General features: G+C 68.5%; 10 protein-coding genes and 1 riboswitch. Of the genes, 5 read left to right on the top strand and 5 right to left on the bottom strand.

Annotated elements, in window-relative coordinates; genetic code table 11:
* The first annotated feature begins 46 nt into the window (after positions 1-46).
* Together C1931_RS15125 and C1931_RS15120 are read left to right on the top strand one after the other, a co-directional pair.
* Positions 47-1,066: a glycosyltransferase family 2 protein gene (locus C1931_RS15125; RefSeq protein WP_108756923.1), complete on the top strand. Its 1,020-nt coding sequence runs from the start codon at positions 47-49 to the stop codon at positions 1,064-1,066.
* A complete protein-coding gene (locus C1931_RS15120) occupies positions 1,026-1,457 on the top strand; it encodes a CBS domain-containing protein (protein ID WP_108753866.1) in 432 nt (143 codons plus the stop codon). Before C1931_RS15125 ends, C1931_RS15120 begins: the two co-directional genes overlap by 41 nt.
* A gap of 564 nt (positions 1,458-2,021) precedes the next feature.
* Here the strand turns inward: C1931_RS15120 and C1931_RS15115 are convergent.
* The 4 genes from C1931_RS15115 to C1931_RS15100 all read right to left on the bottom strand — a co-directional run bounded on the left by C1931_RS15115 (position 2,022) and on the right by C1931_RS15100 (position 7,504).
* Positions 2,022-3,995 (bottom strand): AsmA family protein, encoded by a 1,974-nt coding sequence (locus C1931_RS15115; protein WP_108756922.1) that lies wholly within the window; start codon positions 3,993-3,995, stop codon positions 2,022-2,024.
* 82 nt (positions 3,996-4,077) lie between these two features.
* The gene (locus tag C1931_RS15110; RefSeq protein ID WP_108756921.1) at positions 4,078-4,716 is read right to left on the bottom strand and encodes a hemolysin III family protein; all 639 of its coding nucleotides are present in this window, start codon (positions 4,714-4,716) and stop codon (positions 4,078-4,080) included.
* A gap of 232 nt (positions 4,717-4,948) precedes the next feature.
* On the bottom strand, positions 4,949-6,553 hold the full coding sequence (locus tag C1931_RS15105; RefSeq protein WP_108750781.1) for a peptide chain release factor 3: 1,605 nt from the start codon (positions 6,551-6,553) through the stop codon (positions 4,949-4,951).
* Between the two features lie 66 nt (positions 6,554-6,619).
* Entirely contained in the window at positions 6,620-7,504 is an 885-nt protein-coding gene (locus C1931_RS15100; protein WP_108756920.1) for a M23 family metallopeptidase, read from the bottom strand.
* Between the two features lie 150 nt (positions 7,505-7,654).
* Positions 7,655-7,773: riboswitch (SAM riboswitch) on the top strand.
* A 75-nt stretch (positions 7,774-7,848) separates the two neighbouring features.
* On the opposite strand from C1931_RS15100, the gene C1931_RS15095 reads away from it, so the two are divergent.
* From C1931_RS15095 to C1931_RS15085, 3 genes are read left to right on the top strand one after another with little or no spacing between them, the layout of a single operon-like run.
* Positions 7,849-8,880, top strand: coding sequence for a homoserine O-succinyltransferase (locus C1931_RS15095; RefSeq protein WP_108754858.1), 1,032 nt, complete (start codon positions 7,849-7,851; stop codon positions 8,878-8,880).
* A complete protein-coding gene (locus tag C1931_RS15090; RefSeq protein WP_108756919.1) occupies positions 8,877-10,112 on the top strand; it encodes an O-succinylhomoserine (thiol)-lyase in 1,236 nt (411 codons plus the stop codon). Before C1931_RS15095 ends, C1931_RS15090 begins: the two co-directional genes overlap by 4 nt.
* Positions 10,109-11,176 (top strand): homoserine dehydrogenase, encoded by a 1,068-nt coding sequence (locus C1931_RS15085; RefSeq protein WP_108756918.1) that lies wholly within the window; start codon positions 10,109-10,111, stop codon positions 11,174-11,176. Before C1931_RS15090 ends, C1931_RS15085 begins: the two co-directional genes overlap by 4 nt.
* A gap of 74 nt (positions 11,177-11,250) precedes the next feature.
* On the opposite strand, the gene C1931_RS15080 is transcribed toward C1931_RS15085, so the two are convergent.
* Positions 11,251-12,252, bottom strand: a complete 1,002-nt coding sequence (locus C1931_RS15080; RefSeq protein ID WP_108756917.1) for an alpha/beta hydrolase — start codon at positions 12,250-12,252, stop codon at positions 11,251-11,253.
* Positions 12,253-12,398: the final 146 nt, after the last annotated feature.

The following is a 12,398-nucleotide window of genomic DNA, read 5'->3' as shown; positions in this document are numbered from 1 at the left end:
GTTGGCGCGGTGGGCCGCAGGTGCGCCTGCAACGTACAATCCGGGCATGAATCGTGAACGCCTGACATTCGTCATCGCCGCCCACAACGAAGCGCTGGCGCTGCCGCAGCTGCATCCGCGCCTGTGCGCGGTGCTGGATGGCCTGGCCGACATCGACGGTCACGTGCTGTACGTGGACGACGGAAGCAGCGATGAGACCTGGGCGGTGATCAGTAGCCTGGCCGCCGTGGACCCCCGGATTTCGGCACTGCGCCTGTCGCGCAACTTCGGCAAGGAAGCTGCCCTGACCGCCGGCCTGGATCAGGTGCGCGAAGGCGCGGCGATGATCCTGGACGCCGACGGGCAGGACCCGCCGGAACTGGTGCCGCAGTTCGTCGCGCGCTGGCGCGAAGGCTTCGACAACGTCTATGGCACCCGCCTGGTGCGCGATGGCGAAAGCTGGAGCAAGCGCACCACCGCCGCATTGTTCTATCGGGTGATCGGCCGCCTGTCGCCTACGCCGATTCCGGCCGATACCGGGGATTTCCGCCTGCTGTCGCCACGCGCGCTGCAGGCGCTGCGCGAGCTGCGCGAACGCCATCGGTTCATGAAGGGGCTTTTCAGCTGGGTTGGGTTCCGCCGGGTGGCGGTGCCCTACCACCGCCACGCGCGGATGGCCGGTACCAGCAAGTTCGGCCTCTGGCGTCTGTGGAACTTCGCGCTGGAAGGCATCACCAGTTTCTCCACGGTGCCGCTGCGCGCGGCCACCTATCTGGGGCTGGCGACGGCGGCAGTGGCCTTCGTGTTCGGCCTGTGGGTGATCGTGAAGGCGGCGATGTACGGCGACCGTGTGGCTGGCTGGCCGACGATGATGGCGGTGATCCTGTTCCTGGGCGGGGTGCAGTTGATCGCCCTGGGGCTGATCGGCGAGTACCTGGGCCGGCTGTATGAAGAGTCCAAGCAGCGGCCGCTGTACCTGGTTGACGCGTGGTTGGCACCGGGCGTGGCAGAATCGGCCCTGCAACCCACCCTGGGAGGGCAGGCAGATGACGTCGGTACGGCAACTGTTGGACGGCAAGTCCCCTGAAGTGCACGCGGTGGCCCCTGGCGCCGCGGTGATCGATGCGATCCGGCTGATGGCCGAAAAGGGCATCGGTGCGGTGCTGGTGATGGACGGCCCGCGCCTGGTCGGCATCCTTTCCGAGCGCGACTACGCACGCAAGATCGTGCTGCGCGACCGCTCCTCGCGCGATACCGCGGTGGCGGAAATCATGACCGCGCAGGTGGTGACCGTGGCGCCGGGTGAGCAGGTGGAGCATTGCCTGCAGCTGGTGACCGATTACCGCATCCGCCATCTGCCGGTGGTGGAAGGCGGGCAGGTGCTGGGGGTGATTTCCATCGGCGATCTGGTGAAGTCGGTGATCGATGCGCAGCGGCGCGAGCTGGATCATCTGCAGCAGTACATCGTGGCCGGGTAGTTTTTCGCTGGCGGGCTTGCAGCCCGCCGGCCCGGCCTTTGAAGCCAGAGCCAGAGCCAGAGCCAGAGCGCAAGAGCAGCGCCTTCCTGATGCGTGGGGAGGCGGAGGGCATGGCCGTGCAGGACGCGCGGTAAATACGTCCATGTAGCTCGTAGGCGCCGTCCTTGGCGCCTACGGTCCTGCACGGCCATGCCCTCCGCCTCAGGACACATTCCTGCGAGCGCGGTGCATTTCAGTGCCGACCAACCGCTTCTGCCGTCCTCCGCTTCCGCCGACCAACCGCTTCCGCCGACCAACCGCTGCTGCCGACCATCCGCTTCCGCCGACCAACCGCTTCTGGTAGGTGCCAACCTTGGTTGGCACAGCTCTTGATCTTGATCTTGAATTTCCGCTCTCGTTCCGCGCGCAGGAAACTGTCGAGAGTGGGGCGGGTGGGCCAGGCAGGACCGCAGGCGCCATGGATGGCGCCTACGAGCCCCCATGGATGGGTTTTACGGCGTGTCCTGACTGGCCCACCCGCCCCACTCAAACCAAGATCCATAGAGGCGCCGCGAACAACCGCTCTTACTTCGCATACTGCCCACCGCAGTTGGCGTCCTTGCCCGGGCCGGTCTCGATCGTTGCCAGCAGCGCGGCCGGCGGGGCGATGCTGCCCAGCGCCAGGGCAACTGCGCCGCGCAGGCCCAGCGCCTTGAAGTCCGGGCGGAACGAGGGGTCCTTGAAGGTGCCGCCGATGCGCAGTGGCGAGCGCAGTACCAGGATGCTCTTGTCCTTCGGCCGTGGCCGCAGCAGCAGGTCCAGCGATTCGTCGCGCAGGTTCACCGTTCCCTCGCCAATGACGATGGTGTCGGTGGTGTCCACCGCCAGTGCGCGGCTGGTCATCACGCCATCGCGCACGCCGAAATCGGCGAAGGCGCAGCGCAGGGGAATCTGCCGGTCACCGGTGAACAGGAACTTCACCGATTCGGTGATGTCCAGCCCGGCCAGCTCCATCACCAGGTTGCCCACGTGGCCGCGGCCCATCGCCACGCCCACGTCGCCGCTGCTGCCACCCAGCATCGCGGCGATCGAATTGCCGCGACCGCTCAGGTCGATCTGTCCGCTGATGCCGCCCTTGGCCTGCTCGGCCAGCTTCGCATCGGGGAACAGCTGCCCCAGCTGTACGCCGCGAACGCTGGCCTTCAGCGTGGTGGCAATCTGCGGCTGCCGCGCATCCATGCGGATCGTGCTGCGGATATCACCACCGGCCACACCGAAATTCAGGGGATCCAGGCGCAGCACGCCGTCGTCCAGCAGCAGGTGCGCGTCCATGTCGTCCAGCGGCAGCGAGGGCGCATTGATGCGGTGCGCTTTCCAGCGCACGTCGGCGTCCATCGCGCGCAGCTTGCCCAGGTTGTACGGCGTGTCCGGCAGCACACGGCTGCTGGCCGCCACCTGCGCTGCTTCGGCTTTCTGCTCGGCATTGGCGGTCTCGCCGCTGCCGGTCCTGGGCGGAGCGCCGACGAAGCCGGCCAGATCATCGAAATCCAGTCGGCGCGATTCCAGCGTGGCGGTCAGGCGTGGCCGGTCACGGCCCACTTCGAACTGCAGGTTGCCGCCCAGGTCGCTGTCGCCGACCTTGCCGGTGAAGCGCTCGTAGCGCCACACGTTGTGGTCGCGCTTAAGGCGGCCGTTCAGGGCATACGGCGGCGATGGGGGAATGGCGATGCCCAGCAGCGGGTAGAGGTCGGCCAGGTCCTGGCCACTGAGGGCGAACTGCAGGTCGAACAGCTGCAGTGCGAAGGGATTGGTCAGCGTGCCGCTGGCCACGGCATGGGTGCCGCCGGCACGGCCGTCCAGGTGGATGCGGAACGGATGGGCGCTGTCGGTCAGTTGCAGGGGCGATTCGGTGCCGCCGCTGAGGGTGAATGCATTGCCCTGCCAGCGGCCCTTGCCGGCCACCCGCAGGGGCGGCGCGGCGTCGCCCTGGCGCGGCTGGCCACTGCGCACGTTCAGGCGGATATCGGTGCGGCCGCGCGCATCGGAAAACTGCAGGCGTCCGTCGTCGATGAACAGGCGTTTCAGTTGCGGCGTGGTGCCACCGCTGCTGTCGCCGAGGAAATCCCAGTTGCCGGCCTCGCCTTCACGCGGCGCGGTCTGCAGCAGCACGTCGGGGCGGGTCAGGCGCACCTCGGGCAGCTGCACGCTGCCGCGCAGCAGCGGCCAGACCCGCACGTCGATCTCCACCCGGTCGGCGCTGGCCATGTTCGGCTGTTTGGCCCAGGTCGCATTGGCGAACGAGATCGTGTCCGCGCGCACGGTGGTGACGCGCCCCAGGTCCACGTCCAGGTTGCCGATATGCAGGGCGCGCCCGGTACGGGCCTGCACGGCACGCTCCACCGGGCCCTTGAACCAGTTCCAGTCCCACAGGGCGATGAGGACCAGGATCGCGGCCAGCACGAAGACCAGGGCGGCCAGCCAACGCTGGCCCCGGCGGCCGGGGCGGCGGAGGCGCCAGCGCGAAGCGCGCGGCGTCGCAGGGGAAGGGGCAGCATTCACACTGCCATCGTTGCCCTACCGGAGTGGACGGGGCGCGAAGCGCTCATGTGCGTGGTGTGCACAGGAGCGCGGTGCAGCTGGGCTACAGCACCTGCCTGGTGACGGCCACGAAGTGGCAGACACTGCCGCCGATCACGAACAGGTGCCAGATCGCATGCGAATAGGGAATCGATTCGCGGTGGTAGAAGTAGGTGCCCAGGGTGTACGACAGGCCGCCACCGAACAGCCAGGCCAGGGTGCTGCCGTCGATGGAGGCCCACATCGGCTTGATCGCCACGATCACCAGCCAGCCCATGGCGATGTAGATGGCGGTGGACAGCGCCTTGAAGCGGCCGGTGTAGAACAGCTTGAACACCACCCCGCCCAGCGCCAGCGCCCAGATGGCCGTGAACAACCCCCAGCCCCAGGGACCGCGCAGGCCGATCAGGGTGAACGGGGTATACGTGCCGGCGATCAGCACGTAGATCGCGCAGTGGTCGAACACCTTCAGGCGGCCCTTGGCCGTGGGGTGCTGGATGGCGTGGTACAGCGTGGAGGCGGTGTACAGCAGCAGCAGGGCGATACCGAACACGATGGCGCTGGCCAGCTGCCAGCCGTCGCCGTAGATGGCGGCCAGGGTGATCAGTACGGCGCCGGCGGCCAACGCGAATACGGCGCCGAGCCCGTGGGTCAGGGCGCTGGCGATTTCTTCGCGGATGGAAGCAACAGTCGTGGTGGACATGGCGATGAGGTGGTTCGCGGGGAGGGGGACCCGCAGCCCCCCTATCATCGCCGCGATGGCGGTTGCTTGCACCCCCGCCACCGTATGGTGGGGGAATCGGCGCCCATCCACGCATGGCGTGGATGAACGGACGATCACGTCTCCACAGTAGATCCACGCCATGCGTGGATGAACGGAGGTGCCGCCGGGGTCGGAGCCCTTTCCTGGCGGAAAGGGATCCGACCCCGGCCGGTCAGGCCACCGAGACGGTGTGGGCGGCTTCGCGGGTGGCCGAGAAGCGCACGTCCGGCGCGCGTTCCTGCGCCAGCTGCAGGTTCACCCGGGTCGGGGCCAGATAGACCAGCTGGCCGGCCGCATCCAGGGCCAGGTTCAGCGCGTTCTTCTCGCGGAACTCCTCCAGCTTCTTTTCGTTGCTGCAGGTGACCCAGCGTGCGGTGGTCACGCTGACCGGCTCGAAGGTCGCTTCCACGCCGTACTCATCCTTCAGGCGGTAGGCGGCCACGTCGAACTGCAGCACACCCACCGCGCCCAGGATCAGGTCGTTGCTGGTCAGCGGGCGGAAGAACTGGGTCGCGCCTTCTTCGGACAGCTGGGCCAGGCCCTTCTGCAGCTGCTTCAGCTTGAGCGGATCGCGCAGGCGCGCGCGGCGGAACAGTTCCGGGGCGAAGTTCGGAATACCGGTGAAGGTGACCGCTTCGCCTTCGGTGAAGGTATCGCCGATGGAAATGGTGCCGTGGTTGTGGATGCCGATCACATCGCCCGGCCAGGCTTCGGCGGCGATTTCACGGTCACTGGCCATGAAGGTCAGCGCGTTGGCCAGCTTCATCTCCTTGCCGGTGCGCACGTGGAAGGTCTTCATGCCGGCGTTGAAACGGCCCGAGCAGATGCGCATGAAGGCCACGCGGTCGCGGTGCTGCGGGTCCATGTTGGCCTGGATCTTGAACACGAAGCCGGTCAGCTTGTTTTCCTGCGGGGCGATCTCGCGGCCGGTGGTGGCGCGCGCCTGCGGGGCAGGGGCGTGTTCGACGAAGAAGTCCAGCAGCGGCTGCACGCCGAAGTTGTTCACGCCCGAACCGAAGAACACCGGGGTCTGCTTGCCGGCGCGGTAGGCGTCCAGGTCGAACGGGTGGCTGGCGCCCTGCACCAGTTCCAGTTCGTCGCGCAGCTCGGCCAGCATCTGCGCGCCGATCTTCTCGGCCAGGCCCGGCGCATCGATGGACGGGAAGATGGTCGAATCCTGGCGGGTGAAGTTGCGGCCCGGTTCGTACAGATGCACTTCGCCGGTCAGCAGGTGCACCACGCCCTTCAGGCGCTGGCCCATGCCGATCGGCCAGGTGACCGGGGCGCACTGGATGCCCAGCACGGTTTCCACTTCATCCAGCAGCTCGATCGGGTCCTTGCCCTCGCGGTCGAGCTTGTTGATGAAGGTCATGATGGGGGTGTCGCGCAGGCGGCACACTTCCATCAGCTTGATGGTGCGCTCTTCCACGCCCTTGGCCACGTCGATCACCATCAGCGCCGAGTCCACCGCGGTCAGCACGCGGTAGGTGTCCTCGCCGAAGTCGGCGTGGCCGGGGGTGTCGAGCAGGTTGACGATCTTGCCCTCGTAGGGGAACTGCATCACCGACGACGTAACGGAGATGCCGCGTTCCTTTTCCAGTGCCATCCAGTCGGAGGTGGCATGGCGGGCGGCCTTGCGGCCCTTCACCGAGCCGGCCATCTGGATCGCGCCCCCGAACAGCAGCAGCTTTTCGGTCAGCGTGGTCTTGCCGGCGTCAGGGTGGGAAATGATGGCGAAGGTGCGGCGGCGCGACGCTTCGGTGGCGACTTCGGACATGGCAGTGGCGCCCGCCCGGGGCGCTTTTCAAAGAGATAAGCGGCCGATTATACCGGCCGGGGCCGGTCAGCGCCCGGCACTGCCTTCGGCGCTGCTGTCACGGGCGAACTGCAGCTGCCCCTGCGCGGTGAAAATGCGCACCGGCACCGAGCGCAGGCCCATGCCGCGGTTCACCTGGACCACGAAGTGCAGGTGCGGGGCAGTGCTGAAGCCGCTGTTGCCCGACAAGCCGAGCGGCTGCCCGGCCTGCACCGCCTGGCCGGGCCGCACCCGCATGCCGCCGGCCTGCAGGTGCGCGTACAGCCCCATGCTGCCGTCGCTGTGCAGCACACGGATGAAGTTGGCCCGGGCGCCATCGCGCTGGCGGTCCTGGCCATTGGCCTGGAAGCCGTCCTGCACCTGCATCACCGTGCCCTCGCGCGCGGCCATGACCAGGGTGCCTTCGGCCAGGGCGAAATCCACCGCATCGCGGTTCTCTTCGTCCTGGTGGCTGAAGCGGCCATTGGGCGCCTGGTCCACGCGCAGGTGCGTGGCTTCGAAGGGCAGGCGATAGGCCACGTCCTCGGCCTGCGCCGTTGGCGCGCCGGGCACCGCGTTCATGCGCACTTCCAGGGCGCGCCCATCGGCCGGGGCCGGCAGATGGCCGACCACCAGGGTGCCGCCGCCCTGCACCAGCGACTGCACGGGCAGCCCTTCGATGGCTTGGCCGGGCGCGGCGCGCAGTTCGATCTGCAGCGGACCGGCCAGCGGATTGTCGATGCGTGCCTGCCATTGCTCGCCCACGGGCTGCAGGCGCAACTGTGCCAGCGGTGCGGCCGAGGGCGCCGCCGCGGGTGCTGCGCGGGTCGGGCCCGCCGGCACCAGTCCCCAGCCTTGCCGCCAATCGCTGGCGTCGGCGATGGGAGCGCCCAGCAGGGCAAACATCAGGCAGCACAGGGCCGGGCGTGGCATCGGCGGTTCCAGCGGGAGAGGGGCGGCGGGACTGTAGCTGATCCTGAACAGCGGTGACGGTACTGCTTCCCGGTTCGTCGCTGGGGATTCATTCATCGCTTTATCCGCATGAAGGGATTGACACGCCCGGAATCCGCTGGCATCGTGGTTCCACCATCGAGACCGGCAGAGGGACAGGCCCTTTGAAGCCGGGGCAGCCCGCAGGCATGCAAATGCCGGCGTAGGTGCCAAATCCTGCGGGGACCGTGGCGTCCACCGAAAGATGGTTCGAGCGTGCACCGCCGGTGCATCTTGAACGCGAGCCCCGCGAAGGCTCGATGGCCGATTCCCAACTGGATCCCGCCATGAGCTTCGCCCCCAGCACCGTGCTTCGCCCCGAATCCTTTGCCCCCGTCAGCGTGCCGGTCGATGACCGCGTGCACGCCGAGCGCGGCGAGTTCGCCGCGGTGCTGTCGATGCGCCACGCCGGCCCGTGCCCGGTGCGCCTGCGCTACGAGTGGGTCGGCCCGGCCACTGCGCCGGTAGTGGTGCTGGCCGGTGGCATTTCCGCCCACCGCCATGTGGCCAGCAACCCTCAGTTCAGCGAAAAGGGCTGGGCCGAAGGCCTGGTCGGCGCCGGGCGCGCGCTGGACCCGCAGCAGCTGCGGGTGCTGGCCTTCGATTTCATCGGCGCCGACGGCGCACTGGATGTGCCGATCGACACGGCCGACCAGGCCGACGCCCTGGCCCTGCTGCTCGACCACCTGGGTGTGCGCACGCTGAAGGCCTTCGTCGGTTATTCCTATGGCGCGCTGGTGGGCCAGCAGTTCGCCGTGCGCCACCGTGCGCGGGTGCGCCAGCTGGTGCTGGCCAGCGGTGCGCACCGCCCGCATCCCTATGCCGCCGCCTGGCGCGCGCTGCAGCGCCGTGCCGTTGCGCTGGGCCAGCTGCAGTGTGGCGAAGACCACGGCCTGGCCCTGGCCCGTCAGTTCGCGATGCTCAGCTACCGCACCCCGGAAGAGTTTGGCGAGCGCTTCGACGCGGCGCCGGAAGTGGTCAACGGGCGCGTGCGGGTCGCGGCCGAAGACTATCTGGACGCGGCCGGTGCGCAGTACGTGGCGCGCACGCCGGTGACCGCGTACCTGCGCCTGTCCGAATCGATCGACCTGCATCGGGTGGACCCCGCCGCCATCCTGCCGCCCACCGTGGTGGTGGCCGTGGAAGGCGACCGCCTGGTGCCGCTGGCCGACCTGGTCGGCCTGGTCGAGGGCCTGGGCCCGCGCGGCAGCCTGCGCGTGCTGCGCTCGCCCTATGGCCACGATGCCTTCCTGAAAGAAACCGATCGCATCGACGCGATCCTCGCTACCGCCTTCCGCACTTCTGGAGAGACCGCATGAGCCTGCACGCCACCGAGCCGTCCTGTAGCCGCACCACTGCCGCGGTCCGCGCCGGCATCGACCGCGACACCGCCCACGGTGCGGTCACCCCGCCGATCGTGCTGTCCTCGAACTTCAGCTTCGAAGGCTTCGGCAACAAGCGCCAGTACGACTACACCCGCAGCGGCAACCCCACCCGCGATCTGCTGGGCGAAGCCCTGGCCGAACTGGAAGGCGGCGTGGGTGGCGTGGTCACCGCCACGGGCATGGGCGCCATCAACCTGGTGTTGAACGCGCTGCTGCAACCTGGCGATACGCTGGTGGTGCCGCACGATGCCTACGGCGGCAGCTGGCGCCTGTTCAACGCGCTGGCCAAGAAGGGCCACTTCGAACTGGTCACCGCTGACCTGACCGATCCGCGCGCGCTGGCCCAGGCCCTGGCCACCCAGCCGAAGCTGGTGCTGGTGGAAACGCCGTCCAACCCGCTGCTGCGCATCACCGACCTGCGCTTCGTGATCGAAGCCGCGCACAAGGCTGGCGCACTGGTGGTGGTGGACAACACCTTCCTGTCGCCGGCACTGCAGCAGCCGCTGGCCTTCGGCGCCGATCTGGTGCTGCATTCCACCACCAAGTACATCAATGGCCACAGCGATGTGGTGGGTGGCGCGGTGATCGCGCGCGATCCGGCCGTGCATGAACAGCTGGTGTGGTGGGGCAATGCGCTGGGCCTGACCGGTTCGCCGTTTGACGCGTTCCTGACCCTGCGCGGCCTGCGCACGCTGGATGCGCGCCTGCGCGTACACCAGGAAAACACCGCGTCCATCGTCGCGCTGCTGGATGCACACCCGGCGGTGGCGCGGGTCTACTACCCGGGCCTGGCCGATCATCCCGGCCATGCCATCGCCGCGCGCCAGCAGAGTGGCTTCGGCGCGATGCTATCCTTCGAACTGGCCGACTGCGAAGGCGACGATCCGCACGCGGCGGTACGCGCCTTCGTTGATGGCCTGCGCTGTTTCACCCTGGCCGAATCGCTGGGCGGTGTCGAAAGCCTGGTCGCGCACCCGGCCACCATGACCCATGCGGCGATGACCGCCGAAGCCCGTGCCGCGGCTGGGATCAGCGAGGGCTTGCTGCGTCTGTCGGTCGGCATCGAGGCCGAACGGGACCTGCTGGCCGACCTGGACGCGGCGCTGCAGCGCGCCGAAGCGGCGATCGACCATGCCGCACGCCGCAAACAGGTGGTGGATGCATGAGCGCATTGGCCGCTGAAGTTTCCGCCGTTGCCACGGGCCGGTTGGCACTGCTGGGTACCGGCACGGTGGGCACGGCCTTCGTGCAGCGCTACCAGGCCCTGCAGGCGCGCGGGCTGACACTGCCGGGCGTGCAGTGGCTGGCCAATTCGCGCACCGCGCTGGCCATCGATCGCGATCTGGCGGTGCCGCTGGAACTGGCGCGGCGTGCCCCGCGCGACGGCCAGGGCGCGCCGCGCTGGGCCGGTACCGAAGGCCTGGAACGCGGCGACGTGGTGGTGGATGCAACGGCCAGCGAAGAGGTGGCCGCACGCCATGTGCAGTGGCTGGCGCGTGGCGTGCACGTGGTCACCGCCAACAAGCTGGGCCGGGGTGCACAGCTGGCGCGTGCGCAGGCCATCGCCCACAGCTGCGCCGACAGCGGTGCGCGCTACGGCGACAGCGCCACGGTCGGTGCCGGCCTGCCGCTGCTCAGCAGCCTGCGCGCGCTGGTGGCCGGCGGTGACCACATCCATGCCATCGAGGGCGTGCTGTCCGGGTCACTTGCCTGGCTGTTCCATCGCTACGACGGCCAATCGCCGTTCTCGGCCGCCGTACGCGAAGCGCTGGCGGCCGGCTACACCGAGCCGGACCCGCGGGTGGATCTGTCCGGTGAGGATGTGCGGCGAAAGCTGCTGATCCTGGCGCGCAGCAGCGGTCTGGCGCTGGACGCCGCACAGGTGCAGGTGGAATCGCTGGTGCCTGAAGCGCTGGCCGCGTTGCCGCTGGAACAGGCACTGGCTGCACTGGAACAGTTGGATGCGCCGCTGCAGGCGCGTTGGCAGCAGGCGCACGCGCAGGGCCGCGTGCTGCGCTTCGTCGGTCGCGTGGATGCGCAGGGCGCACAGGTGGGCCTGCGCGAGCTGGCCGCCGATCATCCGCTGGCACAGGGCGCTGGCACCGACAACCGCGTGGCCATCCACAGTGATCGTTACCGCCAGCAGCCCCTGCTGATCCAGGGGCCCGGGGCCGGTGCCGAAGTGACGGCGGCCGCCTTGTTGGATGATGTGCTGCGCATCGTGGGCTGACGCATCGCCGGGCATGGCCCGGCGCTACCCCGATCTTGCAAGGGTAGCGCCGGGCCATGCCCGGCGGAGCGCCATCAACGCGTCTTCAACGCCTTCAGCAACGCGGCATTGAACTGCTTCGGGTCCTGCACCTGCGGCGAATGCCCCAGCGCGGCGAATTCCACCAGCGTTGCCCCGGGAATGGCGGCGGCCGCCGCCTTGCCCAGTGCGGGGTAATTGCCCAGCGTCGCTTTCAGTTCCGCCGGTGCCTGGTCGCGGCCGATGGCGGTGCGGTCCTTCTGCCCGATGAACAGCGTGGTGGGCACCTGCAGGTTCTTCAGTTCGTAGACCACCGGTTGGTTGAACACCATGTCCGAGGTCAGCGCCTGGCTCCAGGCCACCGCCTGCTTGCCCGGGCCGGCGTACATGCCCGACTGCATGCGTGCCCAGGTTTCGTAGGCCGGTTTCCATTTGCCGTCGTAATAGACGTCCAGCTGGTATCGGCGGATGCTGTCGTAGCTGATGTTCATTTCACCGGCGTACCACGCATCCACGCTGCGCCACGGCACGCCCAGCGCCTTCCAGTCTTCCAGCCCGATCGGGTTGACCAGCGACAGGCTGCGCAGGTCCTGCGGATAGGTAAGCGCATAGCGCACGCCCAGCATGCCGCCCATCGAATGGCCGACCAGGTGTACCGGCAGGTCGCCCAGTTGCAGGTGCTGCAGCAGGGCGTGGGTGTTGGCTGCCAGCTGCCCGAACGAATACTGGTAGCGCTCGGGCTTGCTGGATTTGCAGAAGCCGACCTGGTCGGGGGCAATGACCCGGTAGCCGGCGGCCACCAGCGGCTTGATGGTTTCCTTCCAGGTGGCGGCGCAGAAGTTCTTGCCATGCAGCAGCACGACCACGCCGATGGGAGACTTCTTCGGCGCGACGTCCAGGTAGGCCATCTCCAGCGGTTGCTGCTGCGATTCCAGGCTGAAGGTCTTCACCGGGTAGCCGTAGTCGAAGCCCTCCAGCCGCGCACCGTAGGTCGGGGGCGGCGCGGCCAGCGCGGACAGGGGCAGGCAGGAAAGCAGGGCGGCAGCGACCAGACGCATGGGGTTCTCCGTGGCAGGGAACCCCGAGCCTAACCGCAAAACGTTGCCGCCGCCGCCGCCTCCGGTAGAGTCGAGCTTGCTCGACTATCGCGCGCAGCGCGGGTTCACGCAGCCTGCCGGTAGAGTCGAGCTTGCTCGACTATCGC

Source organism: Stenotrophomonas sp. YAU14A_MKIMI4_1 (assembly GCF_003086855.1).
GTDB lineage: Bacteria > Pseudomonadota > Gammaproteobacteria > Xanthomonadales > Xanthomonadaceae > Stenotrophomonas.
This window is presented reverse-complemented; position numbering and strand designations above follow the sequence as displayed.

Coding starts and splice junctions, on each gene's coding strand:
- C1931_RS15125 (WP_108756923.1), top strand. CDS start 47: ATGAATCGTGAACGCCTGACATTCGTCATCGCCGCCCACAACGAAGCG.
- C1931_RS15120 (WP_108753866.1), top strand. CDS start 1,026: ATGACGTCGGTACGGCAACTGTTGGACGGCAAGTCCCCTGAAGTGCAC.
- C1931_RS15110 (WP_108756921.1), bottom strand. CDS start 4,716: ATGTCCACCACGACTGTTGCTTCCATCCGCGAAGAAATCGCCAGCGCC.
- C1931_RS15105 (WP_108750781.1), bottom strand. CDS start 6,553: ATGTCCGAAGTCGCCACCGAAGCGTCGCGCCGCCGCACCTTCGCCATC.
- C1931_RS15100 (WP_108756920.1), bottom strand. CDS start 7,504: ATGCCACGCCCGGCCCTGTGCTGCCTGATGTTTGCCCTGCTGGGCGCT.
- C1931_RS15095 (WP_108754858.1), top strand. CDS start 7,849: ATGAGCTTCGCCCCCAGCACCGTGCTTCGCCCCGAATCCTTTGCCCCC.
- C1931_RS15090 (WP_108756919.1), top strand. CDS start 8,877: ATGAGCCTGCACGCCACCGAGCCGTCCTGTAGCCGCACCACTGCCGCG.
- C1931_RS15085 (WP_108756918.1), top strand. CDS start 10,109: ATGAGCGCATTGGCCGCTGAAGTTTCCGCCGTTGCCACGGGCCGGTTG.
- C1931_RS15080 (WP_108756917.1), bottom strand. CDS start 12,252: ATGCGTCTGGTCGCTGCCGCCCTGCTTTCCTGCCTGCCCCTGTCCGCG.